This window comes from Henriciella algicola (genome assembly GCF_003576245.1).
GTDB lineage: Bacteria > Pseudomonadota > Alphaproteobacteria > Caulobacterales > Hyphomonadaceae > Henriciella > Henriciella algicola.
The window spans coordinates 234,740-252,565 of record NZ_QWGA01000006.1 but is presented as its reverse complement, the minus strand read 5'-3'; the positions used below and the strand labels follow the sequence as shown (position 1 = coordinate 252,565).

General features: G+C 59.0%; 12 protein-coding genes. 3 read left to right on the top strand and 9 right to left on the bottom strand.

Going from position 1 to position 17,826, the window contains the following annotated elements; all coding sequences use genetic code 11:
- Positions 1-31 precede the first annotated feature (31 nt).
- The 4 genes from D1222_RS09555 to D1222_RS09540 are packed head-to-tail and all read right to left on the bottom strand — an operon-like array spanning position 32 to position 4,236.
- Complete coding sequence (locus D1222_RS09555) at positions 32-1,036, bottom strand: glycosyltransferase family 4 protein (RefSeq protein ID WP_119454028.1); 1,005 nt, start codon at positions 1,034-1,036, stop codon at positions 32-34.
- Between the two features lie 4 nt (positions 1,037-1,040).
- Positions 1,041-2,021, bottom strand: coding sequence for a glycosyltransferase family 2 protein (locus D1222_RS09550; RefSeq protein WP_119454027.1), 981 nt, complete (start codon positions 2,019-2,021; stop codon positions 1,041-1,043).
- Positions 2,018-2,953 (bottom strand): glycosyltransferase family 2 protein, encoded by a 936-nt coding sequence (locus D1222_RS09545; RefSeq protein ID WP_119454026.1) that lies wholly within the window; start codon positions 2,951-2,953, stop codon positions 2,018-2,020. The genes D1222_RS09550 and D1222_RS09545 overlap by 4 nt, the downstream gene beginning before the upstream one ends.
- Before the next feature lie 2 nt (positions 2,954-2,955).
- The gene (locus tag D1222_RS09540) at positions 2,956-4,236 is read right to left on the bottom strand and encodes an oligosaccharide flippase family protein (protein WP_182481938.1); all 1,281 of its coding nucleotides are present in this window, start codon (positions 4,234-4,236) and stop codon (positions 2,956-2,958) included.
- Between the two features lie 314 nt (positions 4,237-4,550).
- Between D1222_RS09540 and D1222_RS09535 the strand changes: the two genes are divergently transcribed.
- From D1222_RS09535 to D1222_RS09525, 3 genes are all read left to right on the top strand, one after another.
- Positions 4,551-5,990: a WecB/TagA/CpsF family glycosyltransferase gene (locus D1222_RS09535; RefSeq protein WP_119454024.1), complete on the top strand. Its 1,440-nt coding sequence runs from the start codon at positions 4,551-4,553 to the stop codon at positions 5,988-5,990.
- A 188-nt stretch (positions 5,991-6,178) separates the two neighbouring features.
- Positions 6,179-8,518, top strand: a complete 2,340-nt coding sequence (locus D1222_RS09530; protein WP_119454023.1) for a PAS domain S-box protein — start codon at positions 6,179-6,181, stop codon at positions 8,516-8,518.
- Entirely contained in the window at positions 8,508-9,905 is a 1,398-nt protein-coding gene (locus tag D1222_RS09525; protein ID WP_119454022.1) for a sigma-54-dependent transcriptional regulator, read from the top strand. The genes D1222_RS09530 and D1222_RS09525 overlap by 11 nt, the downstream gene beginning before the upstream one ends.
- 27 nt (positions 9,906-9,932) lie before the next feature.
- Here D1222_RS09525 and D1222_RS09520 read toward each other — a convergent pair whose 3' ends face one another.
- From D1222_RS09520 to D1222_RS09500, 5 genes are all read right to left on the bottom strand, one after another.
- Positions 9,933-11,312 (bottom strand): MFS transporter, encoded by a 1,380-nt coding sequence (locus D1222_RS09520; protein WP_119454021.1) that lies wholly within the window; start codon positions 11,310-11,312, stop codon positions 9,933-9,935.
- A 299-nt stretch (positions 11,313-11,611) separates the two neighbouring features.
- Positions 11,612-12,970, bottom strand: coding sequence for a M24 family metallopeptidase (locus tag D1222_RS09515; protein ID WP_119454020.1), 1,359 nt, complete (start codon positions 12,968-12,970; stop codon positions 11,612-11,614).
- A gap of 19 nt (positions 12,971-12,989) precedes the next feature.
- Entirely contained in the window at positions 12,990-14,255 is a 1,266-nt protein-coding gene (locus tag D1222_RS09510) for a M24 family metallopeptidase (RefSeq protein ID WP_233348645.1), read from the bottom strand.
- A complete protein-coding gene (locus tag D1222_RS09505; protein WP_182481937.1) occupies positions 14,252-15,697 on the bottom strand; it encodes a M20/M25/M40 family metallo-hydrolase in 1,446 nt (481 codons plus the stop codon). The genes D1222_RS09510 and D1222_RS09505 overlap by 4 nt, the downstream gene beginning before the upstream one ends.
- Before the next feature lie 80 nt (positions 15,698-15,777).
- Positions 15,778-17,457 carry a hypothetical protein gene (locus D1222_RS09500; RefSeq protein ID WP_233348644.1) on the bottom strand — a complete coding sequence of 560 codons (1,680 nt, stop codon included), beginning with the start codon at positions 17,455-17,457 and terminating at the stop codon, positions 15,778-15,780.
- Positions 17,458-17,826 lie beyond the last annotated feature (369 nt).

Genomic DNA, 17,826 nt, shown 5'->3' with positions numbered 1-17,826 from the left:
CTTCAAATGTGTCCTGAGCTCGGAAAACCCGTCAGGCGCTCAAGGCCTGTGCGTCCTCGGACAGCAGTCCGGTCCACGCATCAATCATCTGGTCATACTCATCGTCGACATGGGCGCGGGCGCGTAATCCCCGGTTCTGGATGAACGGATCTGCGGCTGCATGTTCGATTGCACGCTGCAGGTCATAGATGTCCGAAACCCGGTGTGCGTAGCTGTGATCTGCGATCTGTTGACGCAAACCATCGACGTCGGCGGCGATGATTGGCCGGCCAGCTGCGCGGGCTTCAGAACCGACAAGACCGAACGCTTCCCAACGCGACGGGATAGCGACGACATCCACGCTGTCCAGAAATGCCTTGGGTGAGGCGAAAGCTTCATCGATCTGCACGTGATCAAGACCAGAGGCCAATTCGGTGAGCGCAGCCATTTGAGGCCCGTCACCAGCCAGATGCAGATGTGCCGTGTCAGGCGAAATCCGGGACATGGCCTTGATCAGAAGGTCGAAGCCTTTCTGTTCGTGGAAGCGCCCGAATGCGCCAATCCTGAGCGGCCCGGTCGAACGCTGGATGAGCGGCAAATTCATCAGCTCACCAACATTGCGAGCCTGGCCGATCACCTCGACTTTCGCCGCGTGCGCAAGATGCGCCTCTTGCATCCACCGCCCCTGATCCTGTGAGACCGCGATGATTGTGTCAGCAAATCTGTAAGCCTGGCGCAGCATAGACCTGAAACGCGCCTGATTGAGAACGCAGAATCGCTCGAAGCCGTCCGTGTACGTATGTTCGATCAGGATCACACGGCTGAAACGGCCGCGGAAGCGGATGTTCGCGAGCAGGGGGAGCTTGCGCCAGTTTGCGGTAAAATGGATCACCGCAATGTCGTCCGGGCCGCTCGCTTTCGGAAGCCCCGCGCGAATATCGGCCACTTCATGATGTCCCAGCGCCTTCAGGCGTGGGTCCGAGAAATTGTCGAGCGCGCGTGTAACGCCGCCCATGGCTGTGTCGTCGATCAGGTGAACGATGCGGCGATAGGACATTGGCTTATCCTTTCTTCAGGACGGCGTTGAACGAGCGGCCTGCGACGACCGGCATGGTGCGAAGCGCGATTGCCGCTCCAAGTGTGGTGAGGGTCTTGGCGGGTTCACGCAGAAGGATGGATGGACTGCGCATCAGGGCGTCCTTCATCAGGGACAGCGCCATTGCCCCGTCATTCAGGCGAATGCACCGGCGTGCGAGATAGCGAAGCTGAAACCCTTCGGCGACCGGCGCCCAGCGGCGCGCGAAGCCTTCGTCGATTGCCGAGACTTTATTGCGAACCCGGTCCCATGTTTCGAATTGCCGGACGATGTTCGCTGAAAGCCCGCCCTCGTTGATGCGGTAAAGTGTATAGGCGCCTTCGATGCCTTCGAATTGCCAATCGGTCGTAAGGGCAATCCGCATCCAGCATTCGATGTCTTCCGACTGACGAAAGTTCTCATCGAAATAGCTGAGGCGGTCATCTTTCGCGGCTCTGAACGCGATATCGTCGAAGACGTCGCGGCGAATGACAGGGGCAGACCCGTTGCCCACCGGATTGCGAAGAAACACATGCTGCGCCTTGATATTGCGAAGTCTTGGGCGTTGAACGATGCGGAGTTCCTGATCCTCATCATCAATGGTGATGGACGCAGCATAGCTCACCCCGACTTTGGGGTTTTCTAGCAAATGCCGGACATGGTTCTGAAGCTTTTCCGGCGCCCAGATATCGTCTGAATCCAGAAAGGCGATAAACTCGCCTTCGGCATGGTGTATGCCAGTGTTGCGCGCGCCGGCGAGGCCGCGATTCTGCTGTGAGATTATACGAATCCGAGGGTCGCTATAGGCCCGACAAAGCGTGACCGACTCGTCGCCGCCTTCGTCATCAATGATCAGAAGCTCGAAGTCTTCAAAGGTCTGATCGAGCACTGAATCGATTGCGGCCTCGACATATGCGGCTGTGTTGTAGACCGGCATCACGACCGTGACTGTAGGTTGATGGTTCATTTTTCGACGAGCCCCCTGATTGTGTTGGATGGAAGGAAAGACAGACAAATGCCGAGCGCGGTCAGGACTGTGCGCCTTGGTTCACGCAGCAACAGTCCCGGGTCGGCGACCAGGCCCCGCGCTAGGAAATCGAATGATTGAAGTGGTCTGCGAAGCCGCAAGGCGCGGCGTGCAAGATAGCGATAGAACGGACCGTAAGCGCGTCGGACGGATCGAGGTGACAGGCCAGCGCCATAGTCCTTCGCCCGCTCCATCATCGTCAGCCATCCGAGACGCATGGCGTTGAGGTCCGCAGACTGGCTTTGTGCGCCAGATCGATAGAAGAGCCACTCTTCATCTATGCCGCAGATCGCCCAGCGACCGCTGGCGGCGACCCGCAAGAGCCACTCCTGATCTTCGGCAAAGTTCAGGCCGTGAGAAAAGAGGCCGACATCGCGCATGACTTCGGCGCGGCATGCAATGTTGGAGGTCGTGCAGACGGGGTTTTCGCCTAGCAGCGTTTCTGCGCTGAGTCTTGCGACATGGTCGCTAAGCCGGCCGGGCGCGCCTGAATGCTCGTCGACGAACCGCACACGGGTGAACAGCACCCCGGTTTCGGGTTCTTCAGAGAAGCGTTCCACAATTGCTGCCAACCTCTCTGGTGCCCAGAGGTCGTCGGCGTCCAGGAAAGCGATGATCGGTGCAGACGCGAGTGCGATGCCCTGATTGCGCGCGGCCGATGGTCCTGCATTCTGCTGGCTTACGATGCGAATTCTCCGATCACGCAAAGCGATGGATTTCGCCAGCAGCAGGGTGTCGTCGCTGGAGCCGTCGTCGACGATGATCAGCTCCCAGTCCTTGAGGGTCTGGGCCGTGACGCTGCGGATGGATGCCGCAATCGTGCCAGCGCAATTGTAGGCCGGCATCACGACGGAGGCGGATGGCTGAGGCATTTTCAAATTCCTTGGGAGGCAGCGGGGACGGTGAGCAGACCGGCCGAACGGGACTGGACCAGAGCGATTGCAACGCTGGCGCTAAAAAGACTGACCATTGCGACAGAGGCGGTGGCGGCCGCCATGAGGCTCGCCTCGGACATCAGGGCGAAAGGCGCGACGGCGGCGACGCAGAAGCCAGCCGAACTGGCAAGTTCGCGGAGGGTGGCCCCGCAGGCGCGGCAATACATGCGCGAGGCGTCAAACAGCAGGCGGGCAGGTCCGCCAAGACAGAGCACGGCAACCAAAGGCGCAGCATCGGTCCAGTCAGCGCCGAAAACGATTGGCACGTAGATCAATGCCGCAGCCGCCTGAACGAGATAGGCAGAACCAAGCGGAGCAATCGTACCGAAGATCGCCTTGCGGAAATGTCGGGCCTTGTCGGCCGCAGCGCACAGATGGGGGTAGAAAGCCGTCGAGAAGGCGCGGTTCAGCGCCGATGAGACGCCAAGTCCTGCATTGAATGCGAAGTAATAGATGCCGAGCGCTTCGATCCCGAAGGCGGCCGATACCGCGACCTTGTCGAGTTGGTCGCGGCAGGCGGTCAAAAGCTCTGCCCCGAGCACCGGCACTGAAAAGCGCACGATGTTGGTCAAGGGCTCGAACCCGGCGGCGCGGTTCTTCTTCCACGGATTGCCCCGGCGCATGCCGAACAGCCAGATCGGCGTCGTCAGGAGTTTCGGCAGGACGATCGCCCAAGCGCCGAAGCCGGTGAAGGCGAGCAGCGCCGTGAGGAGATGATCGGCGACAGTCTGTGAACTGGCGACAGCGGCGACCCTTTTCATGCGCTGTTGGCGCAGCAGGACATAGGCGTGCATGAGCCCAAAGGGCATGACGAGGTAGACGCCGCTCAGTGCACTGATCATGAGCCCCAGACCCTGGCCCGGAACCAGCCTTTCGACTAAGGCCGCAACGGCGAGCTGAACGAAAGCGAGCCCGATGCAAATCAGCCACATGAGCCTGTGCGCGGTATTGGCGACCTGATCGAACGCCTCATCGCTAGCCTTGATGACCGCCGCGCCGATTCCGTTCTCGGTGAAGACCCTAACGAGTTCGAATACGGTGAGCGCGACTGCAGCGACGCCGAAGGCGGCCGCATCAAGCTGACGGGCAAGGATGATGGCCGCGACAATGCGGCCAACACGGCTAACAAGCTCTGCCAAGGTGAGCCAGCCTATATTGCTCGAGAACCGGTCGGCTGAGACCGAGCGAAGCTTTGCTGAAATGAAGCGCGTGATGCTCACGGACATGCCTCCTGCTGATGACGCAAAAGACATTTCAAGAATCGCCGCACTTCAGGCCTATGGGCCGCTGTTGCCGTACTGCGCTGTTTTTACAGAGTTATATGGTTTTGGCATGGCGCAGGGACGTAGCTGCGAAATGCCCGGCGTGATGCAAAGTGCAAGAACTGGCCCGCGCATAATGCGAGGGCATTTGCTGATGGCGCGTTGAGCTGAAGCGCAAGCGCCTTGAAAAGACTGAATAAAGCGACGGCGGGCCAAAGCGGAACGTCTCCTGCGCTGTGGTGGAGCAGTTCATCACACGCAGGAGATTGCAGATGCCGCTTCCACAAACAGTCGACGCCGTTCGCGAGATCAGACCCGTTCTTGCGAGACCTAGTTTCAGCCCGTTTGAGCAACTGCCGCGCACAACCGTTCTCGGCTTTGACCTGCTGAAAGCAAGCCTGGCACAAACCGCCTACTGGATTGCCAGTCGGGCGCAGGCGCGAATCCCCACCCAGATCTCTTTCCTCAATGCGCATTGCGCGAACGTCGCCCGCAGAGACTGGCAGTATCGCGACTCCCTGAAGAGCGCTGACGCCCTGCTGCCGGATGGCTCAGGGGTCTTCCTTGCGGCGAAACTCGACCAGCAGCAGCTAGGTGAAAACCTCAACGGGACCGATCTTTTCGGCCCCCTGTGCCGGTGCCTCGCCATTCGCGGCATTCCGGTTTTCTTTCTGGGTGGTCGCGAAGGCGTTGCCGCAGCTGCCGCCGAGAATGCGGCCGCGCAGAGCCCGGGTCTGAAAATCGCAGGCACCCGCCACGGCTATTTCAGCCCGCGGGAAGAAGACGATGTGATCCGCGAGATCAATGCTTCGGGCGCTCGGGTCGTTTTCGTGGCGTTTGGCGTGCCTGAGCAGGACAACTGGATCGCCCGTGTGCGTCACCGCATCGACGCGCCGGTCCTGCTTGGCGTTGGTGGCCTGCTCGACTTCGTGTCGGGCCGCATTCCGCGAGCGCCTGTCTGGATGCGCAAAGCCGGGATCGAATGGATCTACCGGCTGAAGTGCGAACCAAAGCGGATGTGGCGACGCTACCTCGTCGGCAATGTCACTTTTCTGCTCCATGCGGTGGGCCATGCGCTCAACCGACGCAAGCGGGCCATGGTGCATCAGGTCGACCGGGCTGCCGCAAGGGCGATCGACGTTGCGGCGGCATCCTTGGGGATAGCCCTGCTGTTGCCGATCTTTGCCGCTGTCGCCGTGGCGATCAGGATGGAGAGCAAGGGGCCGGCCTTGTTTCGTCAGACCCGTATCGGTGAGAATGGAAAGCCGTTCGAGATGTTCAAATTCCGATCAATGCGCACTTCAGGTCCGAGTTGGGCGGAGCTGCACAAGACGGCGAATGACCATGCGGACAGCATAACTTTCAAAATGAAGCGCGACCCCAGGATCACCCGGGTAGGGCAACTGATCCGAAAGTCCTCGATCGATGAACTGCCGCAGCTCTGGAATGTGTTGAAGGGCGATATGTCCCTGGTCGGGCCGCGGCCCGCCCTGCCTGCAGAGGTCGAGAAATACTCGGTCGTCGAGCGGCGACGCCTGCGAGGAAAACCCGGTATCACATGCCTTTGGCAAATCTCTGGTAGAGCTGATCTTCCTTTCGACCGGCAGGTTGTCCTGGATGTCGCGTACCTGAAACGGCGGACTGTGTGGCTGGACTTACTGATCCTGCTGCGAACCCCGATCGCTGTACTGACTGCACGCGGGGCCTATTAAAGGGAAAATTTTTCGCAAAATGCAATGATCTGATTTGCAAATTGCGAGGAAAAATGATGCACTTTGCAGTCTGGGATCGTGCTTTGCTGCGCGGTCCCAGACTTTGCGCTGTTTCTAATAACTTTTTTCTCTTCGCGAGGATGTGCCGAATTTTGCAAGGCATGTGATCCCCTCAGGAGAGAAGTACAATGGATAACGCCAAAACGCCGTCGGACGGCGATGCAAATAAGGGAGGCGTCATGTCCGAACAAGTGACCACTTTGGCCGCCATTGAGCGGGACACGGCCTTGCGGCACGCGGTGATCGACGCAGCCCTAGATTGCATTATCATGATGAACCAGGACGGTCTCGTCGTTGAGTTCAATCCGGCAGCCGAACGCGTCTTCGGATATGAGCGCGAGGAAGCAGTGGGGGCGCGCCTTTCCGACCTCATCATCCCGGAAAACCTGCGCAGCGCACACCATGATGGCTTGCAGAGATATCTCTCAACCGGTGAGCACGCCGTCCTCAACAAACGTGTTGAAGTGCCTGCTGTTAACAAGGCGGGCGACGAACTTCTGGTCGAACTGGCGATATCCCCTGTCGAGTTTGGCGGGCGCCAGTTCTTTTCGGCTTATCTGCGAGACATTACCGAAGCGCGCGCGGCGCAGGAGCAACTTCGCAGCTCCGAGATCCGTTTCCAGAGCCTGTTCGAGCTATCGCCGGATGCGATTGTCGTCATCAATGAGAGTGCGGTGATCGTCGACGTTAATTCGCGCGCCTGCGAACTCGCGAAAATGACGAAGGAGACAATGCTCGGCCGAAGTGCGTTTGACTTCATCCCCGAAGATCAGGTGGCTGCGGCTCATCAAGGCGTTAAACTGACCGGTGATAAAAACACGGTACAGGTGCAAATTGCATTCAAGGACAGCGAAGGCGTCCGCATCCCTACCGAGGTAGTGGGTCGCAGGACAGAGACCGAAGCAGGCACGCTTTATCATGGCGTGATACGCGACATTTCCAGTCGGATAGCTTTCGAACGGCAGCTTCGCGATGCGAAGGAAGCCGCCGAACAAGCCAGCGCCTCCAAATCAGACTTCCTCGCGAATATGTCCCATGAGATGCGGACGCCGTTGAACGGGGTCATCGGTTCATTGTCGCTTATCGACCCTGACCGTATCGACCCAGAAGCGCGCAACCTGATTCAGGCCGCCGAGCATTCGGCCGAGACACTCCTGATATTGATCGATGATCTGCTGGATCTTTCACGCATTGAAGCTGGCGAGGTGGATCTGGAGCCAACCGTCTTCAGCCCTCACCGCAAGGCCGAGATGATAAGTGAGCTGTTCTCCGCAATGGCGGCGAAGAAAAACATTGAGCTCAACACGTCCGTCGATGTGCCCGAAGGCCAGTTCAGGGCTGATGCTGGCAAGATCCGTCAGGTCCTCATCAATCTCGTTGGGAATGCCCTCAAATTCACGTCGCGCGGCAGTGTGGACGTATCGATCAGCTATCTCGGCGGCGAACAGTCCGGCACGATGCAGTTTGAGGTGCGCGATACGGGCATTGGTATTTCGAAGAAGGATCAGGCGGTCCTCTTTGATCGCTTTAAACAGGCCGATTCCTCGAAGTCCCGGTCCCATGGTGGAGCGGGTCTTGGTCTGGCGATCTGTAAGGAGCTTATAGACATAATGGGCGGGCGCATCCGGCTGACGAGCGCCCCCGGCGTCGGGTCGACATTTGCTGTGACGCTGCCAGTCGAGCGCGCCGTCGATGTGCCGACAATTGAAGCGTCCCCCGCCGAGACCAATGCCAAGCTGAAGGGCCGCGTGCTGATCGCAGAAGACAGCGAAACGAATGCAATGGTCGCCAAGACCATGCTGGAGCGGCTTGGTCTTGAATATCAGCATGTCACAGACGGCGCTGCTGCCGTGGACACAGCCCTCCATAGCGAATTCGATGTAATTCTGATGGACGTCTCGATGCCAATCCTCGACGGCCTCGAAGCGACACGGATTCTGCGCGAGAGAGGCTATAAAGGACCGATTGTTGCGATGACCGCTCACGCGCTCAAGGAAGACCGCGACTCCGCTCTGGCTATCGGGGTAAATAGCTACCTCACAAAACCAGTACGCCCAGATGCCTTGCGGCACGAATTGGCCAACTGGCTTACGGAGGCGGACGCTTCGGCGGAGGCCGCCGGCGCAACAGCGATCATGCGGGAAGAGGTTGAGGCGCTCTGGTCGGGTGATCTTGAAGCGTTCAGCGGCATTGCGGAAATGTTCGTTGATGAGCTCGATTGGCGGCTGCCTAAACTGTCAGAGGTCGATGGACGCGAGCTTGAACACCTCGCTCACGCGATAAAGGGGGCCGCAGCGAATGTCGGGGCGACCCGTCTGAGCGCGCTGGCCTTCGAGCTGGAGCAGCATGCGGCTCAAGATACAGCAGCTGGCCGGGACGAGCTGATCAACCGCATGAAGACGGAAGCAGACGCGGTCGTCCGCGAGCTCCGACACGCCTACATAAAGGTGCCGCGCGATGACGACTAAGTCCAAGCTGCTGATCGTTGAGGATACGCCGTCGCTCGCGCGCACCTATGAGGCGCATCTGAAGCGTGAGTTCGATCGTATCGAGATAGCAGACACCGGTGCGAAGGCATTGGCGAGCGTTCAGAATGAGGCGCCATCCTGCATTCTTCTCGACCTTAAACTGCCGGACGCGGACGGACTTGACCTGCTGGACCGCTGGACCCGTGACCAGCTGGCGGCCCCGGTCATCGTGATCACGGCAACGGGTTCAATGACCGTTGCGGTCGACGCCATGCGGCGCGGCGCGCACGATTTCGTAGTGAAGCCGACTTCGTCTGAACGCCTGAAAGTAACGGTGCGCAATGCGCGCGATAACTTCCAGCTCAAGAAAACTGTTGCGACCTATGAAGCCGAAGTCGACCGATCAGATTTCTGCGGGATCATAGGCCGCTCTCTCGTCATGCAGGGAGTGTTCAAGACCATAGAAGCGGCCGCGCCATCGCGCGCGAGTGTGTTCGTGACGGGCGAAACCGGCACGGGGAAGGAACTTGTGGCGCGGGCCGTGCACGAGATGAGCCCTCGCAGAAAGGCGCGGTTCGTTGCGCTGAATTGCGGTGCGATCCCGAAAGACCTCATCGAAAGTGAGATATTTGGTCATGTAAAAGGAGCCTTCACGGGCGCAACAGCTGACCGGACCGGCGCCGCGCAACTTGCCGACGGCGGAACCCTGTTCCTCGATGAGCTGGGGGAGATGCCGATTGACCTCCAACCAAAACTGTTGCGCTTCCTGCAATTGGGAGAGTTCTCCCGGGTCGGCGAAAGCACGCTCTGCAAGGCCGATATTCGCATCATTGCGGCGACGAACAGGGATCCGCTTCAGGCTATTCAGGACGGACAGCTCCGCGAGGATCTCTACTATCGCCTGCACGTCATCCCGGTCGCGCTGCCACCGCTTGCCGAACGTGGCGGCGACGTTCTGCTTCTTGCTGAAAGCCTGCTGGAGCGTTTCGGGCGCGAAGAGGCCAAGACGTTTACCGGGTTTTCGCGCGAGGCGCAGGAGTGGCTGGTATCCCATACCTGGCCTGGCAATGTGCGCGAGCTGGAGAATCTGATCCGCCAGATTGCAGTGATGCAGACTGGCGGTGAGGTGACGGTCGATATGTTGCCCGCGCGCACGCCAATTACCGCTTCGCACACCGGTGCCGCGCTTCCAGAGAATGCCTCCCGCAATCAGCCAGCCGCGCCTCCGCCCGAGGATTATGGATGCGAACCGCTCTGGCTGACGGAGAAGAAGGCGATCGAGCGTGCCATCGCGCTCTCGCGGGGTAACATCGTGGCTGCCGCAAAGCGGCTGGAGATCAACCCGTCCACGATCTACCGCAAGAAAGCGAGCTGGGAGTCGGTCTAGATTTCGGGCCGTCTAACGCGCCGCGCCCTAAGAAGACTGAGCTTCTGTCGTGTAGACGCCTCTTGCCCATAACAAGCAGGCGACGGACGGTATCAGCATGCCGATGGAAACAAGGGCCAGTGCGGGTCCAATTCCTGTGGGCCCGGTGAAGAAGACGCCAGCAAGCCAGGCAACCAGCGGCGGCCCGACGCCGAGACCGATCAGTATCGTGCACATGAACATGATGGCGATGGCGGTCGCGCGAAAGTGTGATGGGACGGTGAACTGGTTTGAGATCACGATCACATTGCTGCATCCCGAAAGACAGAAGATCATCACACCCATCGCGGCGACTGACAACGTCGCGCTCGGCATCAGGGCGGCAAGGCTGGCTGCGATGCAACCGAGTGTTGAAGCGCTAATAGCCGCGAGAACGATACCATCGCGTCGTCCCTTTCGGGTGAGGGCCTCCGATAGCCGGTTGAAGAACAGCGTGCCGAGCGCGCTTGAGATAACGCCCGTCGTTCCATAGCTGACGGCAGCCTTCTCGACCGACCAACCAAAGGTCCGGTGCAAGAATTCAGGCGCCCAGGCCCCGTAGGCGAAAATGATTACGGTAATGAAGCTCGCCCCAATAAACAGGCCGCCGAAGAGCCGCGCTCGTCGGGCGAAGAAGTGCAGGGCAGCCTTGAGGTTTTGATCAGATGTTCCGGCATTATTGCTTCGGCTGGGTTCAGACGTCGTTGCGAAAAAGATGAGGGCGACGAGAATGCCCGGCAGGCCGACAATGAAGAATACGATCTGCCATGTATCGATGCCATTCAGGCTGAAGAATGAGGCGACGGGCGGCGTGGAAACGGCAGCAAAGATCCCGGCGCCGGCTATGTACGCGCCATAAGTCCCCATATTCCCTGCCGCGGCATAAATGGCTGACGGCAACGAGCGGCGCTCGGGCGGAAAGAGGTCGCCAATCATGGAGTAAGCAGCGGGCGAAAGCACAGCCTCGCCGACAGCGAGGCCAATTCGCATCAATACCAACATCCAGAAGCCTGTCGCCAGTCCCGATGCGAAGGTACAGGCACTCCAGATCAACACGCCTGCAAAGATCAGGTGTTTGCGATTGCCCCGATCGACAGCGCGGGCAATGGGCAGACCGAGCAGTCCGTAGAAGACGGCGAACGCCCCTCCGAACAGCAAGCCGAACTCGAGGTCGCTGATGTCGAAGCCTTGTTTGAGCGGAGTCACCAGCAGGCTGGGAATGACGCGGTCGATATAGGAGATGACGTAGAAGATGCTGAGCAGGAGAACGGTCCACCAGGCGCCGGTCCTGAAACGGTCCGACGGGGCCGACTGCCCCGACTGGCGCTCAGGTTTTTTGGCGCCGATTATGTCTGGTTCACTGGCATGCGAGGACCCGGGGCGCATCATCAACGCTCCGCGCCAGGCAGGGGGGACCTTGTCTCAGGTCTGGGTAGGGAACGAAGGTCGGCCGTGGTCTGCAATCCCTTCAATCGCTGGCGATCGAAGCATTGCATTGCATGGCCATGGGCGCGGGTCCAAGCGATGAGGTGCAGCGGATGACAATTTGTCACCGCCCACGCGCAGGCTCGGTCGCGTCCCTACAGGTCCGTAGGGAGTCAAAATTGCCGACCGGAGGCGTGCCTTCTCAGGGCAGGCACGCCTCCGGCCAGCGGGTTTCATCCAGGTGCAGGATGAACCTGTAAGCGCTACTCTTCAGTGTCGCCAATCAGGTGAAGCTTGATCTGACGACCGTCGATATAGGTGACGGTCTCGCCATCGAAGAACGCGTCTTCTTCGGTACGGAAGGTGATTTCCTGGCCGCCCCATTCAGGAACCGCTTCCTTGGCGTAGAGCTCGATCGACCAGGCGGTATTGGCACGAAGACGGTACTCGCCCTTCTCGGTCGGGCCCTGATTGTCCCAGAAACCGATCGAGGTGCCTGCGCCATGACCGTGATAGCCAATCGGGTGGCTGTAGATGCTCGGCTCAAGGCCGGCATCAATGGCTTTCTTGCGTGCGATCTCGAGGATTTCGTTGCCAGTCAGCCCTGTCTCGAACGACGAGGTCAGCGCGTCCTGGACATCGTTGCTGGCACGCAGGCCGGCCTTGATGCCCTCTGGCGCATCAGTTTCGCCATCTTTCAGGACGTAGGCGAGGTGCTGTGTATCAGTGCTGAGGCCCATATAAACGATGCCAAGGTCGATCCAGAGGAGGTCACCTTCCTCGATGACGGCGTCGCCCATGAGCTCTTCTTCTTCGCCTTCGCGGAAGATGTGCACGGAATTATGAAACCAGGAATCAATGCCGAGGTCAGCGGTTTTCTGGCGAGTGAACCAGACGACATCGTCCGTCGTGGTCACGCCCGGCGTAATGACCTTGGTGGAGAAGGCTTCGCCGATGATGCTGTGTGCAACGCGGACGATATGGCCATAATACTCCATCTCTGCCGGAATACGGGTTTCAAGCCAGCCAATCGAAAGATCGAACCCTGAAACGATGCGCTCGCGATACTTCGGGTCGAGGGCCTCGGCGAGATCCGTATATTGGCTGCTTGTGAGGCCATCTGCGAAAGCGTTTACCGACGAGATATTGAGCGCGATCTTCTGTGGGTCACGCTCTGCGACGATCTCAGCGAAGCGAGCCCATTGGTCGTGACCTTGCTCTTCTGGATTCCAGGCCGACTCGAAGAATCCGCCCAGACCATAGCGGCTGACCGTCAGGCGTTCTACGTCTTGGCCTTCACCCGGATCGTGGAAAACGAGGATGGTGCGGCGGCGTGCGTGCAGGCTGGTTGAATTGAGCATCGTGTCGACGACGGGATCTTCGAGGTACTCGCGGGCGACGAGCACCCACATATCGATCTCGTTCTCGCGCATAAGTGCCGGTACGACGGTGTCGAGACGCTCGCCAAGCCATGCGTCTTCAATGGCGGCGCGCTCGCGCAGGGTCAGAATTTCAGGCATTTCGGGCGACATGCTGACTTCGCCCTGTGCAGGTTCCTGAGCTGTGGCGGGGCTGCCAGCGAGGATCGCTGCAGCAGAGAGGCCGTAGATAAGTTTGCGCATGAAAGGCTCCTGAAGTTGTTTAGCCAAATGGGGCGTCCAGAGAATTTGGAGGCTGAGTGAAATAGACCGGGCCGCTTTCAGAGGTGTAGAAACAATCCTCGATGCGGACGCCGAAAGAGCCGGGGATGTAGAGGCCAGGTTCGTTCGAAAAGCACATGCCCGGCGACAGGACAGTCTGCTCGCCGTGAACGAGGTTTACGGGCTCATGAATGTCGAGGCCGATGCCATGGCCGGTCCGGTGAGGCAGGCCGGGCACGCCATAGCCCGGGCCATAGCCCATGCTTTCGTAAAGTGCGCGCACAGCATCATCGACGGCGCCCGCCGTCGCGCCGGGTCGGGCGGCCTCCATGGCTGCTTCCTGTCCGAGGCGGACCTGACGGTAGACTTCCCTCTGGCGCTTGGTCGGGTCTCCATAGACTGCCGTTCGAGAGATGTCGGCGAAATAGCCATCTACGGTGCAGCCGCAATCCATGAGGATGACGGAGCCGGGCCGGACGGTTTCGCGGATCTTGGATCCGTGGGGCAGCGCCGATCCCTCATTGATCTGTACGCCGCCCGACGGAGACGTTCCGCCCAATTCGGTGATCGCAGCGCTCATCAGCGCGAAGACATCCTTGCCATCCATGCCGAGCTCGATTTTTCCATCAATGCTACGGTATGCAGTGTCGACGATGTCTGCAGCTTCCTGAAGAAGGGCGAGCTCAGTATCCGATTTGATCATCCGGCAGGCTGTCACAATCGGTTCGGCTGAGACAAGTTCGATACCGGGACTTTCCTTCTTCAGGCCGTTGACCGCGAAGAAACGGACCGTGTCCTCAATGGCGACGGGGCGATTGCCAAGTGCTTGTTCCTTGATCCATCTGGCTACGAGGGCGTGTGGATTCTCGTGCTCGTTCCAGATGCGGACTTCGCCGGGGACGACAAGCATTTCCTCAATGGAGGGCTCTTCGAATTCTGGTGTCACGATGCAGACCTGACCCTCTGCAGGGATGAGGGCCGCAGTCAGTCGTTCACTGCGCCACCAGTTGATGCCAGTGAAGTAAAATAGGGACGAGCCAGCTTCGACAATCGTGGCGCCAATGCCTTGCTGGCGCATCAGCTCCTGGATCTTGGCAAGCCGCGCCTGACGTTCTTCGGGTGTAATGGGAGCTGCGCGCTTGATCTGCGGGTTGGTCTTGATTTGAGCAAAGCCTGGCCGCGCGAGCAGGGGCGCGGACAATGCCGTGCCGGTTGCTGCCATGATGAAGCCGCGTCTGTTCAGTGCGGATGAATTGCGGTGGCTCACTGGTCGTCCTCCCCTGCGAGATCCTTGAGCAGTACGTCCCAGAAAGTGAGCTGATCGTAATAACTCTCTAGCGGGAGACGCTCATCAATACCGTGTGCGCGGTAGTCGTCAGGACGCACCAGAGTGATCGCTCCGGCGCCATAGGTCGGGATGCCGGCGGCACGAAACTCTTTGCCGTCAGTTCCGCCTGAGGACATGGACGGTTTGACCGGTGCATCTGGATAGATGGCGTGTACAGCGGATCGTATCGAAGCGAACAGCTCCTCGTTGATTGGTGAAACCGGGCTTTCCAGCGGCTCGCCCACAAGGTCGATGGAGATGTCTGGATTGGCTACGGCGTCTGAAATTGCGTCCTGCACGCTCTGCACCGACGTGCCGGGAAGGATGCGGCAATTGACCGTCAGCTCCGCCTTTTGAGGTAGCGCGTTTTCTGCGGTGCCTGCAGATAGCATTGTCGGGACGCAGGTTGTGTAAAGAAAGTGTGTTCCCGCCTCGTGAGCCTCAATCGTCTCGCGCGCGGCTTTGTCACCTGGGTTCTCGATCAGCGTTTCAATTGCGGCTGCGAATCTACCGCCTTCGCTCTCGGCGAGATCACGCGCCATTTGACGTGTGATGTCGTTGAAGCCGATGGGGAAGCTCAATGATCGCACAGCGTCGATAACGTCCGCGATATCAAACAGCGCGTTGTCGGCGCGGGGCGCCGAACTGTGGCCGCCTTCATTGCGGGCCGTCAGGTGGAAAGTCGCATAGGTCTTTTCGGCAGACTGGATCGAATAGCTCGGGTTAAGGCCCTCGCTGTCAACAGAACCGACGCCAGCATCGGAGTTCAGCGCATATTCCGCGCCATTCACCCAAGGGTGCTGGGTGAGTTTCCGCGTCGTTTGCATACCTGTCTCCTCGTCTCCGGAGAAGGCAATGACAAGGTCGCGCTCAGGCTCGAAGCCTTCCTGTTTGAGGCGGATGAATGTGCTGACCAGAAGCGCAATACCAGCCTTGTTATCGACGGCGCCCCTTGCATAGAGATACCCATCCTTCTCAACCGGCTGATAAGGATCCGTTGCCCAGTTCTCGGTCGACGCGTCGACGACATCCATGTGTGCGATGAGTGCAATCGGCGAGAGCTCGCTGCCAGTCTTGCCGGGATATCGCACGAGAAAGCTGGCGACCTCTTCGCCATCGATGGTCATCGTCGGAATGTCGATCTGATCGTCAGTGAAGCCTGCCGCCCGAAGTCTGTCAGCCAGCAGTTCGGCCTGAGCCTTTGTCTGGCCATAGCCCTTTGCGGTGCGCAGTTTGAGAATGTCTTCCAGCAAAGCCCGCGCCGATTGACGGTCGTCCTGTTCAACCTCTGTTGCCGGTGATGCCATGGCGGCGGTCGGAACACTCAGGCCGGTCATGAGGGCTGAGGTGCAGGCTGCGAGAAATAGGTTCGTGCGGCGCATGCGGCGCTCCTTCTGGTCTTTATTGCAGAAAAAAAGAAAGGCCCCGGGCATCTGGAGGAATGCCCGGGGCCTGACGATGCCTAGTACCGCCAGCTTGTGAGGTCGGCGCCTTCCGGCGCAGCTGCTTCGATCCGTTCCAGGATCTTGGGTACGTACATCGTATTGTAGCGCAGGCGTGAGACAGCGTTTGGCAGGTCTGGATCACCGTTCCAGCAATGCTCATCGCGGTCGCCATAGGTGACTTCGCCTTGGTAGGGCGGGTCGGCCTTCACGAGGAAGTCTTCCATCAGGTAGGTCGCATTGTTCAGGTAGAAGTTATCCATATCGCCTGTGTAGATATGGATCTTGCCCTGAAGCTTCGGCCCGAGTTCGGCCCAGTCGCGTTCCAGAATGTAGCGAAGGTCGTAGTTCTCACGCCAGTACTCAGCCACCGTGTGATTGATCTCGCCGGTCAGCTTGTTCCATATGCGCTGCGGGTAGCCGTCTTCGCCGTTCGGCGAGAATACAGCTTCCCAGACATCCCACTGGGCGCCGGAACGGGTCTTGTCGCCGAGAACCAGTTCCCAGCGGTTTTCCATCTCGACCGTGTATGGCACCTGTCCGAGGTAATTGCGCTTGCCCGGTTTCTCTACGCGGGTAAATGGCCCGGTGTAATAGTAGGCGTTATCTTCCTCGTAGATGTCGGTCAGCATGAACTGACGGAAATCGATCGGGTCGGGGCAGGCCGCGAATGCGCCATTGTATTCGTCGGGGTATTTGACCTGAACGGCCAGTGCTTCCCAGCCGCCAGTGGAGCCGCCATAGACAAAGCGTGACCAGCCTTCGCCGATGCCGCGGAACTGCTCTTCCAGTGCAGGGACGAATTCATAGGTGATCGCATCGCCATACGGGCCGATATTGGCCGAATTCACCGCATAGCTGTCATCATAGTATGGGTTTGAGTGGTCGATCTCGACGATCAGCATGCGCGGGAAGTCATCCGACGTCCACTGCTTGTAGAAGTCGTAGGCTTCCTGCTGCTCGATCCGGTTGTAACAAGGCTCATCAAAGCGCTCGCTATATTCGCATTCGAGATCCGTGTCTGGCGGGGTGGTTCTGAAGCCACCAAATTCAGCCGGGAAATGCCCGTGGAAGATGGCGAGCGGGTACTTCGCGTCAGGGTTCTCGTCGAAGCCTTCAGGCACGAGCACGTGGCCATTGATGTAGACGTCGGTGCCCCAGAACTCAGACAGCTTCTCGCTGCGAACCTTGATGTAACGGATGTACTTGGTGTCTTCGGGCTCAGCGATTTCTGGCAGGACATTGTCCAGTGTGATGCTGATTTCGTTTGCGCCCTGCGGGTCGAAGGTAACCTTTTGCGGCGCGCTGATGACATTGCCCGGCTCGAGGCGCCAGTTCTGTCCCGCCCCCCTGGCGGCTGGCAGCTTCACCGTCTTGCCATTTGAGAGATTGAACGTGTCATACTTGTGCAGAACAGCCTGTACATAATAGTCGCCCGCAGGGACGTCTTTCATGTCTCTCGCTGGAAAGCCGAGAATGCCGGGCGCGATCTCGACGCTTTCTCCCGGGGCGAGACCGTCAACATTGACGCCAAAGATCTGGGGCGCGTCGTATGACTGCTTCACCTGAAAGCGAGGCTCGGTTTCCCCATCCGGCGTGATGATCAGGATGACCCGGCCATCATGAGCTTCTGTGACGGCCTGATCGGACAGCTGGACGCTGAACGTGTCTGCGAACGCAGCGCCCGTTAGTGCGCTCATTATGGCACCAGCGCTCACGGCCCTTGCCAGTTTCCTGTTGATCATCTTCGTATCCTCCCGGTTCGCGGTCAATGGCGAAGCGACTCCCATGCCCCTTCAGCTCTGCGAACTGTACAGGTTCGAGTACGGAATATGTCAACCAGAAAATACGATATCCGAAAATAAATTCAAAAATATTCGCTGAGCGCGCATTTCCTGTGACATGCCCATTGTGTGTGCGCGGCTGACAAAACTGTGATCATCGCGCCTCAGTGAGCGCAAATTACTCCGTGTTTGCCTACAATTTCAAAATTTAGTTGTTGACTTCCGGGGCTGCACGAACCTCAAAAGGGGGCACCATCAAAGTGCGTTATTCGAAAAAAGTTCGGA

Coding starts and splice junctions, on each gene's coding strand:
- D1222_RS09555 (WP_119454028.1), bottom strand. CDS start 1,036: ATGTCCTATCGCCGCATCGTTCACCTGATCGACGACACAGCCATGGGC.
- D1222_RS09550 (WP_119454027.1), bottom strand. CDS start 2,021: ATGAACCATCAACCTACAGTCACGGTCGTGATGCCGGTCTACAACACA.
- D1222_RS09545 (WP_119454026.1), bottom strand. CDS start 2,953: ATGCCTCAGCCATCCGCCTCCGTCGTGATGCCGGCCTACAATTGCGCT.
- D1222_RS09535 (WP_119454024.1), top strand. CDS start 4,551: ATGCCGCTTCCACAAACAGTCGACGCCGTTCGCGAGATCAGACCCGTT.
- D1222_RS09530 (WP_119454023.1), top strand. CDS start 6,179: ATGGATAACGCCAAAACGCCGTCGGACGGCGATGCAAATAAGGGAGGC.
- D1222_RS09525 (WP_119454022.1), top strand. CDS start 8,508: ATGACGACTAAGTCCAAGCTGCTGATCGTTGAGGATACGCCGTCGCTC.
- D1222_RS09520 (WP_119454021.1), bottom strand. CDS start 11,312: ATGATGCGCCCCGGGTCCTCGCATGCCAGTGAACCAGACATAATCGGC.
- D1222_RS09515 (WP_119454020.1), bottom strand. CDS start 12,970: ATGCGCAAACTTATCTACGGCCTCTCTGCTGCAGCGATCCTCGCTGGC.
- D1222_RS09505 (WP_182481937.1), bottom strand. CDS start 15,697: ATGCGCCGCACGAACCTATTTCTCGCAGCCTGCACCTCAGCCCTCATG.
- D1222_RS09500 (WP_233348644.1), bottom strand. CDS start 17,457: ATGAGCGCACTAACGGGCGCTGCGTTCGCAGACACGTTCAGCGTCCAG.